At 69.3% G+C, this 17,638-nt stretch carries 19 protein-coding genes; 13 read left to right on the top strand and 6 right to left on the bottom strand.

Annotated features, from left to right (window positions below):
* The 6 genes from AC2H6A_RS10265 to AC2H6A_RS10240 form a co-directional block, all read left to right on the top strand.
* Positions 1 to 253 (top strand): ABC transporter substrate-binding protein (locus tag AC2H6A_RS10265; protein ID WP_484273206.1); only part of this gene is annotated, 253 nt, incomplete at its 5' end.
* A gap of 13 nt (positions 254 to 266) precedes the next feature.
* Positions 267 to 1,181 carry a branched-chain amino acid ABC transporter permease gene (locus AC2H6A_RS10260; protein ID WP_484273204.1) on the top strand — a complete coding sequence of 305 codons (915 nt, stop codon included), beginning with the start codon at positions 267 to 269 and terminating at the stop codon, positions 1,179 to 1,181.
* Complete coding sequence (locus AC2H6A_RS10255) at positions 1,178 to 2,152, top strand: branched-chain amino acid ABC transporter permease (protein WP_484273202.1); 975 nt, start codon at positions 1,178 to 1,180, stop codon at positions 2,150 to 2,152. Before AC2H6A_RS10260 ends, AC2H6A_RS10255 begins: the two co-directional genes overlap by 4 nt.
* Positions 2,149 to 2,916, top strand: coding sequence for an ABC transporter ATP-binding protein (locus AC2H6A_RS10250; protein WP_484273200.1), 768 nt, complete (start codon positions 2,149 to 2,151; stop codon positions 2,914 to 2,916). Before AC2H6A_RS10255 ends, AC2H6A_RS10250 begins: the two co-directional genes overlap by 4 nt.
* Positions 2,913 to 3,635 (top strand): ABC transporter ATP-binding protein, encoded by a 723-nt coding sequence (locus tag AC2H6A_RS10245; protein WP_484273198.1) that lies wholly within the window; start codon positions 2,913 to 2,915, stop codon positions 3,633 to 3,635. The genes AC2H6A_RS10250 and AC2H6A_RS10245 overlap by 4 nt, the downstream gene beginning before the upstream one ends.
* A gap of 19 nt (positions 3,636 to 3,654) precedes the next feature.
* Positions 3,655 to 4,152, top strand: a complete 498-nt coding sequence (locus AC2H6A_RS10240; RefSeq protein WP_484273196.1) for a CIA30 family protein — start codon at positions 3,655 to 3,657, stop codon at positions 4,150 to 4,152.
* An 82-nt stretch (positions 4,153 to 4,234) separates the two neighbouring features.
* On the opposite strand, the gene AC2H6A_RS10235 is transcribed toward AC2H6A_RS10240, so the two are convergent.
* Positions 4,235 to 5,263, bottom strand: coding sequence for a TRAP transporter substrate-binding protein (locus tag AC2H6A_RS10235; RefSeq protein WP_484273194.1), 1,029 nt, complete (start codon positions 5,261 to 5,263; stop codon positions 4,235 to 4,237).
* A gap of 144 nt (positions 5,264 to 5,407) precedes the next feature.
* On the opposite strand from AC2H6A_RS10235, the gene AC2H6A_RS10230 reads away from it, so the two are divergent.
* The 7 genes from AC2H6A_RS10230 to AC2H6A_RS10200 all read left to right on the top strand — a co-directional run bounded on the left by AC2H6A_RS10230 (position 5,408) and on the right by AC2H6A_RS10200 (position 12,510).
* Positions 5,408 to 6,820, top strand: a complete 1,413-nt coding sequence (locus AC2H6A_RS10230) for a lyase family protein (protein ID WP_484273192.1) — start codon at positions 5,408 to 5,410, stop codon at positions 6,818 to 6,820.
* A gap of 64 nt (positions 6,821 to 6,884) precedes the next feature.
* Positions 6,885 to 7,601 (top strand): protocatechuate 3,4-dioxygenase subunit beta, encoded by a 717-nt coding sequence (gene pcaH, locus AC2H6A_RS10225; RefSeq protein WP_484273190.1) that lies wholly within the window; start codon positions 6,885 to 6,887, stop codon positions 7,599 to 7,601.
* On the top strand, positions 7,598 to 8,197 hold the full coding sequence (pcaG, locus tag AC2H6A_RS10220; RefSeq protein WP_484273188.1) for a protocatechuate 3,4-dioxygenase subunit alpha: 600 nt from the start codon (positions 7,598 to 7,600) through the stop codon (positions 8,195 to 8,197). The genes pcaH and pcaG overlap by 4 nt, the downstream gene beginning before the upstream one ends.
* A gap of 26 nt (positions 8,198 to 8,223) precedes the next feature.
* Positions 8,224 to 9,399, top strand: a complete 1,176-nt coding sequence (pobA, locus tag AC2H6A_RS10215) for a 4-hydroxybenzoate 3-monooxygenase (protein ID WP_484273186.1) — start codon at positions 8,224 to 8,226, stop codon at positions 9,397 to 9,399.
* Between the two features lie 36 nt (positions 9,400 to 9,435).
* Positions 9,436 to 10,953 (top strand): FAD-binding domain-containing protein, encoded by a 1,518-nt coding sequence (locus tag AC2H6A_RS10210; protein ID WP_484273184.1) that lies wholly within the window; start codon positions 9,436 to 9,438, stop codon positions 10,951 to 10,953.
* Between the two features lie 90 nt (positions 10,954 to 11,043).
* Complete coding sequence (locus tag AC2H6A_RS10205; RefSeq protein WP_484273182.1) at positions 11,044 to 11,433, top strand: RidA family protein; 390 nt, start codon at positions 11,044 to 11,046, stop codon at positions 11,431 to 11,433.
* Between the two features lie 6 nt (positions 11,434 to 11,439).
* Positions 11,440 to 12,510, top strand: a complete 1,071-nt coding sequence (locus AC2H6A_RS10200) for a M14 family metallopeptidase (RefSeq protein ID WP_484273180.1) — start codon at positions 11,440 to 11,442, stop codon at positions 12,508 to 12,510.
* A 1-nt stretch (position 12,511) separates the two neighbouring features.
* On the opposite strand, the gene AC2H6A_RS10195 is transcribed toward AC2H6A_RS10200, so the two are convergent.
* The 5 genes from AC2H6A_RS10195 to AC2H6A_RS10175 all read right to left on the bottom strand — a co-directional run.
* Positions 12,512 to 13,189, bottom strand: a complete 678-nt coding sequence (locus AC2H6A_RS10195) for a VOC family protein (RefSeq protein ID WP_484273178.1) — start codon at positions 13,187 to 13,189, stop codon at positions 12,512 to 12,514.
* Between the two features lie 14 nt (positions 13,190 to 13,203).
* On the bottom strand, positions 13,204 to 14,862 hold the full coding sequence (locus tag AC2H6A_RS10190) for an acyl-CoA synthetase (protein ID WP_484273176.1): 1,659 nt from the start codon (positions 14,860 to 14,862) through the stop codon (positions 13,204 to 13,206).
* Between the two features lie 116 nt (positions 14,863 to 14,978).
* Positions 14,979 to 16,217, bottom strand: a complete 1,239-nt coding sequence (locus AC2H6A_RS10185) for an ABC transporter substrate-binding protein (protein ID WP_484273174.1) — start codon at positions 16,215 to 16,217, stop codon at positions 14,979 to 14,981.
* Positions 16,218 to 16,270: 53 nt separating this feature from the next.
* The gene (locus AC2H6A_RS10180; RefSeq protein WP_484273172.1) at positions 16,271 to 17,011 is read right to left on the bottom strand and encodes an ABC transporter ATP-binding protein; all 741 of its coding nucleotides are present in this window, start codon (positions 17,009 to 17,011) and stop codon (positions 16,271 to 16,273) included.
* Positions 17,008 to 17,638: ABC transporter ATP-binding protein (locus AC2H6A_RS10175; protein WP_484273170.1), on the bottom strand; the 631-nt coding region annotated here is incomplete at its 5' end. The genes AC2H6A_RS10175 and AC2H6A_RS10180, both read right to left, overlap by 4 nt.

The following is a 17,638-nucleotide window of genomic DNA, read 5'->3' as shown; positions in this document are numbered from 1 at the left end:
ATACAAGCGACGCTTCGGCAGCGACCCCAACCAGTTCGCCGCCCAGGCCTTCGACGCGGTCGGCATCATGCTCGACGCCCTCAAGCGCACGGGCCCCGGTGCCACGCGCGCCCAGATCCGCGATGCGCTGGCGGCCACCGCGAACTATCCGGGGGTGACCGGCAGCACCACCTTCGACAAGGCAACCCGCGAGCCGAACAAGACGCTGTCCAAGCTGCAGATCAAGGACGGCAGGTTCGTCAGCGCCCAGTAAGGCCGGCTCACCGATGGACGCAAGCGTCTGGCTGCAGCAGCTCGTCAACGGGCTGTCGATCGGCCTGGTCTATGCGCTGATGGCGATCGGCTTCACGCTGATCTTCGGCGTGCTGAATGTCGTCAACTTCGCCCACGGCGAGATCTACACCGTGGGTGCGTTCATCGGTCTGCTGGTGATCACCTGGCTGGCACCGCCGCTGTGGGTGGTGCTGCTGGTGGTGCTGGCCGGCGGCGGGCTGGCGGGCTGGCTGCTCGAGCGCATGGCATTCCGGCCCTTCCGGCGCTTCCGCGACGAGGCATCACTCAAGAGCAAGGCCATGCGCGAGGCCACGCTGCTGTCGTCGCTGGCGGTGTCGATCATCGTGCGCGAGGCGCTCGAGCTGCGATTTTCGGGCGAGATGCAGACCATCGCGCAGCGCTACCTGCTGCAGACGCCGATCCAGTTCGGGCCGGTCACCATCACCGACGGCAACCTGATCATCTTCGGGCTGTCGGCACTGTCGCTGCTCGCGCTGCAGTTCGTGCTCTATCGCACCCGCATCGGCATGGGGATCCGCGCGGTGTCCAGCAACGTGCTCGGCGCGCAGTTCGTGGGCATCGACACCACCCGGGCGATCGTCGCCACCTTCGTGGTGGGCTCGGTGCTTGGTGCCATCGCCGGGATCATGGTCGGCCTCTATCAGGGCGCCATCTTCCCGCACATGGGGTTCGAGCCGGGCGTGAAGGCCTTCGTGGCCATGGTGATGGGCGGGCTCTCCAGCATTCCGGGCGCAGTAGCCTGCGCGCTGCTGCTCGGCGTCTCGGAGTCGGTGGCCACCCAGTTCTTCAGCGATGGCTGGAAGGCGCTGGTCTCCTACTCCTTCCTGCTGCTCACGCTCTGGTTCTTCCCCAACGGCATCTTCGGCACCCAGAAGGAGAAGATGTGAGCGCCCGGCTCAATCTCTGGCTGGGGCTGGCACTGGCCGCTCTGGTGGTCGGACTGATCGCATCGGGTTCGGGCTACTTCGTGCAGATCGCCATCACGACGATGATCTTCGTGATCCTCGCGGCCAGCCTCAACCTCATCACCGGCTCGGCGGGCCTGCTCAGCCTGGGGCACGCCGCCTTCTTCGGGGTGGGTGCCTACGTGGCCGCGCTGCTCGCCACCCGCTACGGCTGGTCGTTCTGGGCCACCCTGCCGGCCGCGGCCGTGGCCGCCGCGCTGGTGGGGGCGGTGGTGGCGATTCCCACCATGCGCCTGACCAGCATCTACTTCTCGGTGGCCACCCTGGGCATCGGCGAGATGATCTACGTCACCCTGCTCAACTGGGTGGGTCTCACCCGCGGACCGATGGGGATCCGATCGATCCCGAGCATCGAGCTCTTCGGCTGGAAGGGCATCGAGTGCCAGCTGGTGGTGACGGCCGCCGTCATGCTCGGCGTGCTATGGCTGGTGCACCGGCTGGTGCACTCCTACTACGGGAACTCGCTGCGCGCGCTTCGCGAGGACGACGCCTGCGCGGATGCCATGGGCATCGACACCGGGCGACTGAAACTGCAGAGCTTCGGGGTGGCCTGCGCCATGGCGGGCGCCGCCGGCGCCCTCTTCGCGCACACCACCGGCTACATCAGCCCTGACAGCTTCCGCTTCGGGGAATCGATCCTGGTGCTCTCGATGATCGTGGTGGGCGGCCTGGGCAGCCTTTACGGCAGCATCATCGGTGCGGTGATCCTCTCGGTGCTGCCCGAACTGCTGCGCGACCTCGGCAGCTACCGCATGATCGCAGTAGGTGTGGTGCTGTTCCTGTCGATCCTGTTCCTGCCGCGAGGGCTGGTGGGTGAGGTGTCCGCGCTCGATCTCATCCGGCGCCAGATTCGCCAGCGCCAGCAACGGCGCCCGGAGGCTGGCGCATGGTGAGCGACAACCCTCCCCTGCTTGCGCTGCGCGGGCTCACCCGCCGCTTCGGTGGCCTGATCGCCGTGCAGGATGTCGATGCCGACATCCACCGCGGCGAGCTGGTTGGCCTGATCGGCCCCAACGGCGCCGGCAAGACCACGCTGTTCAATCTCATCAGCGGGGTCACGGTCCCATCGGCCGGCACGGTCATGTTCGAGGGAAAGCCGCTGGCCGGGCTGCGTCCGTTCCAGGTCGCCAGGCTGGGCATCGGGCGCACCTTCCAGAACCTGCGCGTCTTCCCGAACATGACGGTGTTCGACAATGTCTCGGTTGGCGCGATCCGCGACTCGGGGCTGCGCGATGCGCTGCGCCCCGGCAGCCCCGCACATCTGCGCCAGATCGGCGAGGTCTCGCGCGAGATGCTCGCCAAGGTCGGACTGCTCGGACAGGCCGATGAGCTGGCCGCCAATCTCTCCTACGGCAAGCGCAAGATGCTCGAGATCGCTCGGGCGCTGGCCGGCCGTCCGAAGCTGCTCATCCTCGACGAGCCCGCCGCAGGCCTGAATGACAGCGAGACCCTGGAGCTCTCCCGATTCATCGAGCAGCTGCGCGCCGAGGGGCTGACCATCCTGCTGGTGGAACACGACATGGGCCTGGTGATGCGCATCTGCAGCCGCGTGATCGTGCTCGCCTTCGGGCGCAAGATCGCCGACGCCGCGCCTTCCGTGGTGCGGGCCGATCCGGCCGTGCTCGATGCCTATCTCGGCACCGGAGACGATGAATGAACGCGCCGGGAAGTGCCCTGAGCGTCGAGCGCCTGGTGGTCAGCATGGGTGCGCAGCAGATCCTGCATGAGGTGAGCGTGACCGTGCCCGAACGCGGCATCGTTACCGTGCTGGGTGCCAATGGCGTGGGCAAGACCACCCTGATGCGCACCGTCTCGGGGGTCTACCGGGCGAGCAGCGGTCGCGTGGTCTTCCATGGCCAGGACATCACCGCGCAAGCCTCGCACCGCATCGTCGCGCTGGGCCTGGCCCAGGCGCCCGAGGGGCGCCAGGTGTTCGCCTCGATGAGCGTGCGCGAGAACCTGCTGCTTGGCGGCGCGATGCTCGGCCGTGAAGACTTCGACGCCACCTTCGCGCAGGTGCTCGACCGATTCCCGGTGCTGCGCCAGCGGCTCGGGCAGCAGGCCGGTTCGCTCTCGGGTGGCGAGCAGCAGATGCTGTGCATCGGCCGGGCACTGATGAGCCGGCCCAGGCTGCTGCTGCTGGATGAACCCTCGCTCGGCCTGGCACCGAAGATCGTGCGCCAGATCTTCGAGCTGGTGACCAGCATCCGCGCGGCCGGCACCGCCATCCTGCTGGTCGAGCAGAATGTCCGCCAGGCGCTCAAGGTGGCCGATTACGGCTATGTCATGGAAGGCGGGCGCATCGTGCTGGAAGGCCCTGGCGCCGAGCTGCGAGACGACGCGCGGGTGCGCGACGCCTATCTCGGTGGCGCCTGACCCGGACGGAGGGCAGGCCATGCACAGGCTGCTGTTCGACTTTTCCGATCCGCGCGCGGTCGATGCCTGGCAGGCCATCGACGATCGGGTGATGGGCGGGGTGTCACGCAGCCGTCTGCGCACCGACCCGGGCGGTCACGCGGTGTTCGAGGGCGAGGTATCACTCGAACGCAATGGCGGCTTCGCCTCCGTGCGATGCACCCCGGGCGATCGCGGCCTGCGCGGCGCCACCCTGTGCGTGATCGAGGTGAGAGGCAGCGGGCAGCGTTTCCGGCTGAACCTGCTCACCGACGATCGCTTCGACAGCGTGAACTACCAGATCGGCTTCCAGGCTCCCACCCAGGGCTGGGAGACGCAGCGCCTGCCCCTGACGGACTTCCGGGCGAGCTTCCGGGGGCGCGAGGTGACAAACGCCCCGCCACTCGATCCGGCGGCCATCCGCCAGGTCGGACTGATGATCGCCGAGCGGCAGGCCGGACCGTTCATGCTGGCCATCCGGCACATCAGCCTGGTCTGAGCCAGCCGGGGTCAGCCCGCAACCGGACCGGCCTCGGGCCGGCGGATGCGAAGGGCATCCGCAGCGACCCGGCAGTCCGCCATCAGCGGCTGTACTTCTGCACCAGCGACTGAGCGTCCTCGAGCATGGCCCGCCCGTTCAGGCCGCGCTTGTTCATCTCGGCGACCCACTCGTCATCGAGATTGTCGGTGGCCTTCTTCCAGCGCTCCACCTCGGCAGCAGGGATCTGGGTGATGGTGTAGCCCGCGGTCTCGGCAAACACCTTGCGGCCGGGCACGTCATTGCCCTCCTGGGTGCTGCCCAGGAAGGCCGAGAGTTCGCGACCGGAGTTCTTGTCGATGACCGCCTTGAGATCGGGCGGCAGGGAGTCGTAGCGGGCCTTGTTCATCGGCACCACGAAGAAGGTGGTGTAGAGCGCCGGCGCGCCCCTGGGCGTCTCGGAGGCGAACTTCGTGAGCTCGTTGACCTTCAGACCGGGGGCGACCTCGTAGGGGATCACCGCGCCATCGATCACGCCCTTGGAGAGGGCCTCGGGCACCTGCGGCACCGGCATGCCCACCGGCGTGGCGCCCATGTTGGCCAGCATCTTGGTGACGGTGGCCGTGGGGCCGCGCATCTTGAGCCCGCGCAGATCCTCGATCCGGTTGATGGGTTTGTTCTTGGTGAAGATCACGCCCGGGCCGTGCACATGCACCGCCAGCAGCTTGATGTCCTTGTACTCGTCCATCGCGTGCTTCTGCACCCAGTCCCAGGCGGCGCGGCTGGTGGCACCGGCGTTGGTCATCATGAACGGGAGCTCGAACACCTGGCTGCGCACGAAGCGGTTGGCGGTGTAGCCCGCCACCGTCCAGACCACATCGGCCACGCCGTCCTTGGCCTGGTCGAAGAGCTGCGGCGGCGAGCCGCCAAGCTGCATGGCGGGGTAGATCTGGCAGTTCAGGCGGTTGCCCGAGTCCCTGGCGATGTTGTTGCACCAGGTCTGCAGCATGGTGGTGTGCTGGATCGACTGTGGGCCCAGGAAGTGATGGACCTTCAGCGTGATGGTCTGGGCGCCGGCAGCGCCGCTGGCCAGGGCCGCGCCCAGGGCGGTGATCGCGAGCAGGGTCTTCATCGGGGTGTCTCCTCGGAGGGTTGTGCGCGGAGATTACCGCGAGCGGTGCCATCTGTGGCGACCGAGTTCGCGTCTGGGCCGCGCCTGCCGCTTGCACTATGCTCGGGGAAAGCGCCCACCGCCCTCGCCCGGAGTCCGTCCGAATTGAGCATCCCCGCTTCCGAGACCCTGTCGAGCCAGTTTGCGAGCGAGCCGGTCTCGCGCCACTTCAGCGACGCTGCGCTGATCGCGGCCATGGCCCGCTTCGAGGCCGCACTCGCGCTGGCGCAGGCCGACACCGGCCTCGTGCCCTCGACCGCCGCGCAGGCGATCGCCCGGGTCTGTGCGCATCTGCCGCAGGACGCGACCCGCTCGGACAGCCTGTTCCGACCCGATCGCCTCGCCGTCGCCGCGCGCCGCGCAGGGACGCTGGCCATCCCGTTCGTGAAGGCGCTGACCGAGCAGGTCGCTGCCCAGGCGCCCGAGGCGGCACGCTGGGTGCACTTCGGCGCCACCAGCCAGGATGTGATCGACACCGCGCTCGTGCTGGCCATCGGGCCTGCCGGGAAGGCCCTGCTCGCGCAGACCGCCTGCATCGGCGACGCGCTGGCCGCGCTGGCCGATGCGCACCGCGCCCTGCCGATGGCCGGCCGCACCCTGCTGCAGCAGTCCACCCCGGTGTCCTTCGGCTGGAAGGCCGCCTGCTGGCTGTCGCCGCTGGCGCGCAACGCCCGCGGGCTTGCCGGCGCCCTGGAACAGGCCAGGGTGCTCCAGTTCGGCGGTGCGAGCGGGGTGCGCGGCGCCCTTGGCGGGCGCGGCGATGCGGTCGCCGCGGTGATGGCGACTCGTCTCGGCCTGACCGATCCGGGCATCAGCTGGCACGGCAGCCGCGATCGGATCGCCCGACTCGGCGCCGAGCTCGCGCTGATGGCGGGCGGCATGGCGCGCATCGGGCGCGACCTCGCGCTGCTCATGCAGACCGAGATCGGCGAGGCCTTCGAGCCCGCCGCCGAAGGCCGCGGCGGCTCATCGGCGATGCCGCACAAGCGCAATCCGGTGGCGGCCATGCTGGCGCTGCAGGCAGGCCTGCGCGCCCCGGGTCTGGCAGCCACCCTGCTGGCCTCGCAGGCCGGCGAGCATGAGCGCGGGCTGGGCACCTGGCAGTCCGACTGGTGGACGCTGGGCGCGCTGTTCGAGTGCGCGGGCAGCGCCAGCCAGTCCATGGCCGAGGCGCTGACCGGCCTTCGCCTGGCTCCCGAGGCGATGGCCGCCAACCTGGAACGCGGTGGCGGCTTCGTCTTCGCCGAGGCCGCCACGATCGCACTGGCCGAAGCCCTGGGCCGGCCCGCGGCCAAGGCCCTGATGGAGCGGCTGTGCACGCAAGCCATCGCGCGGGGCTGCCCGCTTGCCCAGGCGCTCGAGGAAGCGGTGCGTCATGACCCCGGGCTGGCGGACGCACTGCCGCCCGCGGTACGCGCGGGTCTTTTCGATCCGGTCGCTCAGCTCGGCGACGCGGGGTCGATGATCGACCATGTGCTGCGCGAGTGGCGCGATGCCCGGCCTGCCACGCAGACCTGAGCTTGAGCGCCCTGCGATCGTCTTACACTGGCGCCCTGCGCGCCATCCGCGCCGGAGATCGCCCATGCCCCCCGTTGCGCCCCGCATCGCCCCACGCGACTGGTCCAGCCAGCCGCCCTGGCTGCTTGCCCCCTACCGATCGACCGCACTGCGCGCGCCGACCCGGCCGCTGCTGCCGATGGCCCAGTCGCTGTCGACGCTCACCCAGCCGGTCTATGGCCACGAGCATGTCGCCGCACTCGACCACGACCTGACCCGCAATGCGGTGAGCAATGGCGCCCCTCTGGGCGAGCGGATCATCCTCACCGGCCGGGTTGTCGACGAACGCGGCCGGCCGGTGCGCCACACCCTGGTCGAACTCTGGCAGTGCAATGCCGCCGGCCGCTATGTGCACCGGATCGATCAGCACGATGCGCCGCTCGACCCGAACTTTCTCGGCGCCGGGCGTACGCTCACCGATGCGGAAGGCCGCTACCGATTCCTCACCATCAAGCCTGGCGCTTATCCCTGGGGCAACCATCCGAATGCCTGGAGGCCCGCGCACATCCACCTCTCGCTCTTCGGCGAGCACTTCGCCAGTCGACTGGTCACGCAGATGTACTTCCCCGGCGATCCGCTGCTGGCGCTCGACCCGATCTACCAGAGCACCGGCGAAGGGGTGCGCGAGCGGCTGGTCTCGCGCTTTGACATCGGCGTAACCGAGCCGGGCTTCGCGCTCGGCTATGTCTTCGACATCGTGCTGCGCGGGCCGCTCGAAACCCCGATGGAGATGCCGCGATGAGCCAGCCCGCAAGCCTGGGCCAGACCCCGTCGCAGACCGTGGGCCCGTTCTTCGCCTACGGGCTGGTGCCCGCCCAGTACGGCTATGCCTTCAACAGCCTCTTCGGTCCGGTGCTCGCCGAGGCGCGCACCCCGGGCACGCCGATCGAACTGCGCGGCCGGGTACTCGATGGCCAGGGCGAGGCCGTCGGTGATGCCATGGTCGAGATCCTGCATGCCGATGCCCAGGGCCGCTACCCGGCCAGCCCGGCCGAGGTCGCGACCACGGGTTTTCGCGGCTTCGGACGCGCTGGCACCGGCACCCTGCCGGGCCACGAGTTCGCGTTTCGCACCATCAAGCCAGGGGTCACGGCCGACGGTCAGGCGCCGCACATCAATCTCATCCTGACGATGCGCGGGCTGCTCAACCACGCCTTCACCCGCCTGTGCTTCGACGACGAGCCGGCAGCCAATGCGCAGGATCCGGTGCTCGTCACGGTTCCCGAAGCCCGTCGTCACACCCTGATCGCGCGGCGCGACAACACCGCGGGCGGACTGGTCTATCGCTTCGACATCCGCATGCAGGGCGAGGCCGAGACCGTGTTCTTCGACCTCTGATCCCAAGCCCCCAGGAGACAAGCCCGATGCGTACCCAGGTCGCGATCATCGGCGCGGGCCCGGCCGGCCTGCTGCTCGGGCAGCTGCTCGCGCTCGGCGGCATCGACACGGTCATCCTCGAGCGCCACAGCCGCAGCCATGTGCTTGGCCGGATACGCGCCGGCGTGCTCGAGCAGGGCACGGTCGATGTGCTGCAGGAGGCCGGTGTGGGCGAGCGGCTGAAGGCGAAGGGCCTTCCGCACGAGGGTTTCGAGCTCGCCTTCGACGGCCAGCGCCATCGCATCGACCTGGCCGGTCTCACCGGCCGGCAGGTCACGGTCTACGGCCAGACCGAGGTCACCCGTGACCTGATGGACGCACGCGCCGCGGCTGGTCTGACCTCGATCTATCAGGCGAGCGAGGTGAGCCTGCATGACTTCGACGGGACCGCGCCACGGGTCCGCTGGCGCATGAAAGGACGCGTCCATGAACTGCGCTGCGACTACATCGCGGGCTGCGACGGTTTTCATGGCGTGTCGCGGGCCAGCGTGCCGGCAAGTGCGCTGCGCCTGTTCGAGCGGGTCTATCCCTTTGGCTGGCTGGGCGTGCTGTGCGACACCCCGCCGGTAGCCGAGGAACTGATCTACGCCAACCATCCCCGCGGCTTCGCGCTGTGCAGCATGCGCTCGCGCACCCGCAGCCGCTACTACCTGCAGTGCGATCTGACCGAGCGGGTGGAAGACTGGTCCGACGAGCGCTTCTTCGAGGAACTGCGGCGCCGGCTCGATGCGCCGGCGGCCGAACGCCTGATCACCGGCCCTTCCATCGAGAAGAGCATCGCGCCGCTGCGCAGCTTCGTGGCTGAACCCATGCGCTTCGGCCGCCTGTGCCTTGCCGGCGACGCTGCCCATATCGTGCCGCCTACCGGCGCGAAGGGCCTGAACCTCGCGGTGGCCGACGTCCGCACACTCGCGCGCGCCCTGCTCGCGCGCTATCGCGCCGGCAGCGAGACCGAGCTCGACGACTACTCCGCGAAGTGCCTGCGCCGGGTCTGGAAGACGGTGCGATTCTCCTGGTGGATGACCACACTGATGCACCGCTTCCCGGAAAGCGGCGAGTTCGGCCAGCGCATCCAGGAGGCCGAACTCGGCTACCTGGTCGGCTCGCGAGCCGCCTCGACGGCGCTTGCCGAGAACTATGTGGGTCTGCCCTTCGAGGACTGATGCAGACCCGAGCCCCCCGCGCGGCAGCCTGAGCGCATGAGCACCGCCCTCGTCTGGTTCAAACGCGATCTGCGGGTGAGCGACCATGCGCCGCTCGCCGCAGCGGCCCGGTGCGATGCCGCGCTCGCGGTGTTCATCATCGAGCCGGCATGGCTCGCCAGCCCGGAGTGCCATCCACGCCATGTGAGCTGGCTGCTGCAGAGTCTGGCGCCCCTGCGCGACGCGCTCGCGGCGCGCGGCCTGCCGCTGCTGGTGCGGGTGGGCGAGGCGGTGGCGGTGCTGGCCGACCTGCGGCAGCGCTTCGCCTACGAGCAGCTGCTCAGCCACGAGGAGACCGGCCCGGGCTGGTCCTATGAGCGCGACAAGGCGGTGGCACGCTGGTGCGCCGCGCAGGGCGTGCGCTGGACTGAATCCGCGCAGACCGGCGTGGTGCGTCGCCTGAAGGATCGCCGCGGCTGGGCCGGCCGCTGGCAGGCCCGCATGGGCGAGCCCTGCCTGCCGGCACCGGATCGGTTCCGGGCCGCGCCAGGCTTGGCGCCCGGCGACGCAACCCGGGCGCTGCCCACGCTGGCTGCACTGGGCGTCTCGCCGGCGCCCGACACGCCGGCCGCCGGTGAGCAAGCCGGGCAGGCGGTGCTGGCGAGCTTTCTCGCCGGCCGCGCTCTGGGCTATCGGCGCAATCTGTCCAGTCCGCTCAGCGCGCAGACCGGCTGCAGCCGGCTTTCGCCGCATCTTGCCTTTGGCACGCTGTCGATGCGGGCGGTGCATCAGGCCACCGAGGCCGCGATCCGCGCCACACCGGAGCGCGAACTCGCCTACGGCCTGCGCGGCTTCGCCAGCCGCCTGCGCTGGCATTGCCACTTCATGCAGAAACTCGAGGACGAGCCCGACATCGAGTGGCGCAACTTCGCGCGCAGCACCGACGGGCTGCGCCCCGGCGATGGCAGCCCGCTCGGCGCCCTTGACCAGGCGAAGCTGCAGGCCTGGTGCGAGGGCCGCACCGGCTTTCCGATGGTCGACGCCTGCATGCGCTCGCTGGTGGCCACCGGCTGGCTGAACTTCCGGATGCGCGCGATGCTGGTGAGTTTCGCGTCCTACCACCTGTGGCTGCACTGGCGCGAGCCGGGGCTCTTCCTCGCCCGGCAATTCCTCGACTTCGAGCCCGGCATCCACTGGAGCCAGATGCAGATGCAGTCCGGCACCACCGGCATCAACACCCTGCGCATCTACTCGCCGGCGCGGCAGGCCCAGGATCACGACCCGCAAGGCGAGTTCATCCGGCAGTGGGTGCCCGAGTTCGGCACGGCGGCCTATCCGGCACCGATCATCGACGAACGCAGCGCGCTCGCCTGCGCCAAGCAGGCGCTCTACGGTCTGCGCCGGACCGACCTCGCCCGTGACGAGGCCGATGCGATCCAGCAGCGGCATGGCTCGCGTCGCAGCGGACTGCCGCCGAGCGCGCAACGCAAGCGCCGCAGCCGTTCCGGCGAGAACACCGCAGCCGCGCCCGCCGGCCATGACCCGGCGGAAGGGCTCCAGGGCAGCCTGTTCTGAAACCTGGCGCGCGCCTGATCCATTCGGGTGTGCCGGCGAGCCACCCGCGTGCGGCAGGCACTACCATGGCGGTTCAACCCGGAGGAGACCATGCCCTACCAGACCTTCAGCCCCGCCGATGTCGCGCCCGCGCCGCCGCAGACCTGGTCGAACATCAAGCTGCACAGTAACGGGCATTTTCATGTCGCCGGCATCGCCGCCAGCGGGGACAGCATGTACGAACAGGCGCGCAACACCTTCACCACCATCCGCCGGCTGATCGAGGCGGCCGGTGGCTGCATGGACGACATCATGACCATGCAGATCTTCGTGACCAACCTTGACGAGAACACCGAGGTCTGGCGCGCGCGCCGCGAGTTCTTCACCGGCGACTTCCCGTGCTCCACGCTGATCCAGGCGCAACGGGTGGGTTCGCCCAAGGTGTATCCGCCGCACCGCATCGAGATCAACTGCAGCGGCTACATCGGCGGCAGCCGATAGTCCGCGGTGACGAACGACTACCGGGCCGCGCGTGTGGCCTTCCTGGCTGCCGCAGAGGCACTCGGGGCGCGACTCGACTCGCTTGCCCATCCGCAGTCCGGCCTGCAGGGCGAGGCCCTGGCCATGGACCTCGCCTGGCTCGGCCCGATCGATGCCCCCAGGGTGGTGCTCAGCCTGTCGGGTACGCATGGCGTCGAGGGCCTGCATGGCAGCGCCTGCCAGCTCGCCGCGCTGACACGGCCCGAGGCCGCGCGCCTGCCGCCGGGTACCGCGATCGCCTTCGTGCACGCCGTGAATCCCTGGGGCTTCTCCTGGCAGCGACGGGTCGATCACGAGAACATCGATGTCAACCGCAACTTCGTCGACTTCGCCACACCTCCAGCGAATCCCGACTACGCGCAATTCCATGATGCGCTGCTGCCGTCGGACTGGAGCGCGGCCAGCGTGGCGCTGCTCGGGGCGAGCATCACCAGCGCGCAGGCAAGGCTCGGTGGGCGCGCGGTGGCCCGGGCGATCAGCGGTGGCCAGTACACCCATCCCGACGGGCTCTTTTTCGGCGGGCAAGCGCCCTGCTGGTCGCAGCAGACCATCCGCGCGCTCGCCGCCCGCCACCTCGCGCATGCCCGTGCGGTATGCGTGCTCGACCATCACACCGGCCTGGGGCCGAGCGGACACACCGAGCTGATCTGCCGCCACCCGCCGGGCTCGCACGAGCTCGGGCTGGCCAGAGCCTGGTGGGGCGAGGACGTGACCTCCCCGGCCTCGGGGGAATCAGCCTCCGAAGTGCTGGGCGGCAACCTGCGCGAGGCGGTGCACGCCTGGTGCCCGGCAGCGCGCGCGGTGGTGGCGATCGCGCTCGAGGTGGGCACACTGCCCATGCCCGAGGTGCTGACCGCGCTCGCCGCCGACAACTGGCTGCATCAGCGCGGCGATCCGCACTCGGCCCTGGGCGCCCGGATTCGTCGACAGGTCCGCGACGCGTTCTTCCTGGACGATGCCGCGTGGCAGCAACGCACCATCGCCCGCGCGCTCGTGGTGCTCGATCAGGCCATCGCCGGTCTGGCCCGAGACGCCTGAGTCAGTCGAGGCTGCCCACCAGCGAGGCGCGCTGCGAGACCTCGATGTGATTGCCGTCGGGGTCGCGCACGAAGGAGTAGCGCACGGTCTCGCCGAGCAGACGCGGCGGCGCGCCTTCTTCGCCGCCACGGGCGAGGATGCCGGCGTGCTCGGCCACACAGTCGCGCACCTGCACCGTGAGATAGCGCCAGCCGGGCGCGCGCCAGTCGGCGCTGCGAACCACCGGTCGCTCGTCGACCACGATCAGCAGCGTGTCGCCGCAACGGTAAACATCGGGCGCGGGCGAATCGAACTGCATCACCTCGCACCAGAAATGCCGATGGGCGCGGCGATCAGTCACCGCCAGCTCGATGGCGATGCCGACCACGCCGGCCTCGCCCGGCGGCACGAGGCACACCCGATTGCCGTCGGGGTCGGCAAGCACCTGGCGCTGCGCCAGCCCTGCGCGGGCAATGCGCACGCCCGCGATGCCGCCAGGCGCGGCCACCGGCAGCGGATCACGCGCATGGTTGACCTTGATGATGGAGCCGTTGGCATGGTGGCGCAGCTGCTGCATGCCGCCACCGAGCTTGCCGATATGGTCGAAGGCAAGGCCGACGGTGTTCTGCCAGAAGGCGAGCTGGGGCTCGCGCTGCCGGGTGAACAGACCCACATCCATGTGCGGCTTGGCGAGGTGCATGGGCGGGCCGGCGCTCAGGTGATCGCGGGGGCGTTGCTGCCCACGAAGCGGGTGCGCAGCTCGCGCTTGAGCACCTTGCCGGTGGCGTTGCGCGGCAAGGCATCGATGATCGCGATGTCGGCGGGCACCTTGAAGCGCGCCAGTCGTTCGCTGCACCAGCCCACCACCGTCGCCTTGTCCAGGCTCTGGCCGGGCTTGAGCACCAGCACTGCCAGCCCCACCTCGCCCCACTTCTCGCTGGGCACGCCGATCACGGCGGCCTCGGCAACCTGCGGCAGCTGGTAGAGCGCGTTCTCGACCTCGGCCGGGTAGACGTTCTCACCACCGGAGATGTACATGTCCTTCCAGCGGTCGACGATGTAGACGAAGCCTTCGTCATCGGCACGCGCGGCGTCGCCGGTCTTGAGCCAGCGGCCGGAGAAGGCCGCGGCGGTGGCGTCGGGCCGGTTCCAGTAACCGGGCGTGATGTTCGGCCCGGCCACCCAGAGTTCGCCCACCGCATTGGGCGGGCAGTCGTTGCCTTCGTCATCGACGATGCGCATCTCGGTGTGCATCAGCGCCTTGCCGGTGGAGCCGAGCTTGCGGATGGCATCGGCCGGGTCCAGGAAGATGCAGGCCGGGCTGGTCTCGGTCATGCCGAAGCCCTGCATGAGCGCCACCCCGCGTGCCGCCCAGGCCTGCAGGATGCTCAGCGCGCAGGGTGCGCCACCCACCCCGGCCATGCGCAGGCGCGACAGGTCGGTGGTGGCGAAATCGGGGTGCTGGACCATGAACTGGTAGGGCGCCGGCACGCCGAAGAAGTGCGTGATGCCCTGTGCAGGATCACCAATCACCTCCAGCGCCCGCCCGGGGTCGAACGCCCGCATGATCACCACCGTGCCGCCGGCGTGCAGCACCGGGTTGGAGTAGCAGTTCAGCCCGCCGGTGTGGAAGAGCGGGAGCACCGAGAGGTGCACGGTGTCGAGACCGACAGCGCAGGGAATGCCGAGATTGACGCAGTTCCAGAAGTTCATCCCGTGGGTGATCATCGCGCCCTTCGGGTGACCGGTGGTTCCCGAGGTGTACATGATGGTCACCACATCGTCGTGGGTGAGGGCCACCGGCGCGACGGCTCTGCCACCCGCGGCAGCGAGCGCGGCCTCGTAGGGGTTGGCGGCCGGCGTGGCCGCCGCGCTGTCGACGCACAGCAGCGAGCGGATACCGCAGCGGCGCTGCAGTTCGGCGGCAGTCTCGGCGAAGGCGATGTCGTGGATCAGCAGCGCGGGCGAGCTGTCATTGAGGATGTACTCGAGCTCGGCGACGGTCAGCCGCCAGTTGAGCAGCACGGCAATGGCGCCTGTGCGGCCGCAGGCGAACTGCAGATCGAAATACTCGACGCCGTTGTGCGCGAGCAGCGCCACGCGCTCGCCGCGGCCGATGCCCAGGGAATCGAGGTGCGCAGCGAGCGCGTCGGCGCGCCTGTCGAGATCGCCATAGCTGAAGCGCCGGCCGGTGCTCAGTTCGCGGACCGCCTCCTTGCCACCGCGGTTGGCGCTGTGATGTCGCAGCCAGTCGTAGGCGGTGACCGAACCGCGTGAGGGCGGACGCGAGCTGCGCATCTGGGCGATCGCCTGCGGGTCGGGGGAGAAGGTGTCGGCCCCCGGAGGCTCGGCGGAAAGTCGGGCGTCTGACATGGCGCTATACCGAATGGGATTGAGAGTTGCGAAGCGCCGTATGGTACGACGCAGATCCGCCCGCGCGAATCTGCGCCGCTCGGGCAGGCCGGCCCCGCGAGAAGCCGCCACGCGGCTCAGGCACGCTCCCTGAACACCCCCATCGACTGCTGGCGCTTCACCGAGATCAAGGTGCCCATCGCCAGCTCGTCGGGGCCCAGACCGGTGTGATTGTCGGGCGTGAACGAGATCTTGCCGACCAGCGCGTCATAGCCCTTCACATTGTCCAGCGCCCGCTTGAGCTTGTCGGGCTCGAAGCTCTTCTCCTGCTCGATCACATGCTTGAGCAGGTGCAGGAAGTCGTAGTAGGGGCTCATCACCACCGCAGTTTCCATGCCCTTGACCTCGGGGTACTTCTCGAGCTTCTTCGCGAAGGCCAGCTGGCGCGCGCCGATGCCCTGCTTGTCGGTCCACGTGAGCGCCTTGTAATGCGTGCCGGTGGCGCCCCGGATCGCGTCCATGGGCACCAGATCGAGCAGACGCTCGAAGAACAGGCCGTTGTGGCCGGCCACCTGCGGGTAGTACTTCTGCGTGTGCATGGCGTTGAAGGCCATGGCCGCATTGGGCGTGTTGGCGATCCAGGCGAGCACGCCGTCGGCACCGGCCTTGCGAAGGTTGCCCACATAGGAGTTGAGATCGGGCGCGCTGATCGGGTAGACCTCGCGTGCCACCGCGGTCAGTCCGCGCTTCTTGAGCGCCGCCACGCAGGCATTGCCCACCTGCTCGCCGAAGGCGGTGCTCTCCTGCAGGATGGCGATCTTCTTCAGCTTGAGCACATCGACCAGGTGACGGGTAGCCGCCTCGGCCTGGTGATCGGTGTTGTACGAGCACTGGTAGTGGTACGGGTACTTGCGGCCATCGCCGAGGTCGGCCGCGAACGCGTAGGTGGACTGGATGATCTTCGCCGGCGTGGTGAAGGCCAGCGAGGCGAGGGTCTGCGAGCTGCCGGTGGGCCCCACCAGGGCGCCCACGCCGGCGTCGGAGATCTTCTTCATGACGGTAGGCTGCTTGGCGGGCGAGGCCTCGTCGTCTTCCTCCTTGCGCACGATCGGCCGACCCAGGATACCCCCCGCCGCATTGATCTCCTCGATGGCGATCAGGCCACCCACATAGAGCGGCGCAAAGCTGGAGGCCAGGCGTCCGGTGCTGGGCCGCACCCAGCCCACGGTGAAGTTCTGCTGCTGCGCCATCAGCAGGGGCGCAGCGCCCATGCCCATCATGCCCACGCCGAGCTGGCCGGCACTCAGCAGGAACGCGCGACGATCAAGGCTGCCATCGGGCTGGATGCCGAAAGGCAGATGCGGACTCTTCTTCATGGTGGTCTCCTCTTGATGGTTTGACGTGAAGCGGGCTCCGGCGCCGAGGGGCGCTAGACCCCGAGATAGGCGTGCTTGATCAGGTCGCCGCCCTGCAGTTCCTCGGGCCGGCCGCTGCCCAGGATGCGGCCGCTGCGCAGCACATAGGCGACATCGGCCACCTCGAGCGCGCGCTCGACCAGCTGCTCGACCAGCACGATCGCCACGCCCTGGCTGCGCAGCTTCAGGATCACTTCCATCACCTGATCGACGATGATCGGTGCCAGCCCGAGCGAGGGCTCGTCGAGCATCAGCAGCTTTGGCGTGCGCAGCAGCGCCTGCGCGATGGCAAGCATCTGCTGCTGCCCGCCCGAGAGTGCGCCCGCGGCGATGTTCGGTCGCTCGGCGAGCATCGGAAAGGTGGCCAGGACCTCGTCGAGCCGGCGCTTCTCCTCGGCGCGGCTCAGGCGCGTGCCATACAGGCCGAGCTCGAGGTTGGACATCACGCTCTGCGTGCGAAACAGCCGTCGGCCCTCGGCCACATGGCTCAGGCCGGCATCGACGATCTGCCCCGGCGGACGTCCGACCAGGCTGCGCCCCTCGAACCGGATGCTGCCGGCCTCTACCGGCAGCAGGCCGGAAAGGGTCTTGAGCAAGGTGCTCTTACCTGCGCCATTGCCGCCAAGGATGGTGACGATCTGGCGATCGTGCACGGCGATGGAGACGCCTTCGAGGACCCGCACATGGCCGTAGCCACTGACGAGGTCAGTGACCTCGAGCAGCGGAGCGGCAGATGGCTGCGTGGCGGCGCTCATGACTTGCCCCCGTCGAGCGCGCGCTTGCCCATGTAGGCCGCCATCACGCTTTCGTCATTGAAGACCGCCTCCGGCGTGCCGGTGGCAAGGATGCGGCCACCATCGAGCACCGTGACGCTGCGCGCGAGATTCGCCACCAGTTCGAGGTGGTGTTCGACGATGATCACCGTGGTGCCCAGGCTGGCGATCTCGTGCACCAGCCGGGCCAGGCCGTCGAGCTCGTCCAGCGACAGCCCGGCCGCCGGTTCATCGAGCAGCAGCAGGCTGGGCCGCCCGACCAGCGCCCTGGCGATCTCCACCAGACGCTGCTGGCCGTGAGGCACCTCACCCGCGGGGTCATGCGCCCGCTTGTGCAGGCCCACGAACTGCAGGTAGCGCATCGCCTCGGCCTGCCGCGCCGCCGCCTCGCGTCGGGCCCCGGGCAGCCCGCAGGCGATGCTCGCGAGGCTGCTCTTCTCGTCGGAGAACGCGCCGAGCATCACATTCTCGAGCACATCGAGGTCGTGGATGAGCTTGGGGGTCTGGAAGGTGCGGCGCACCCCGATCCGCGCGATATGCCCGGCGTCGCGGCCGGCCACATCCTGGTCACCGATGGTGATCCGGCCGCCATCAATCGGGTAGTAGCCG

Source organism: Quisquiliibacterium sp., from assembly GCF_982640115.1.
The sequence above is the reverse complement of the archived record's forward strand: the minus strand, read 5'-3'. Positions and strand labels throughout refer to the sequence as shown.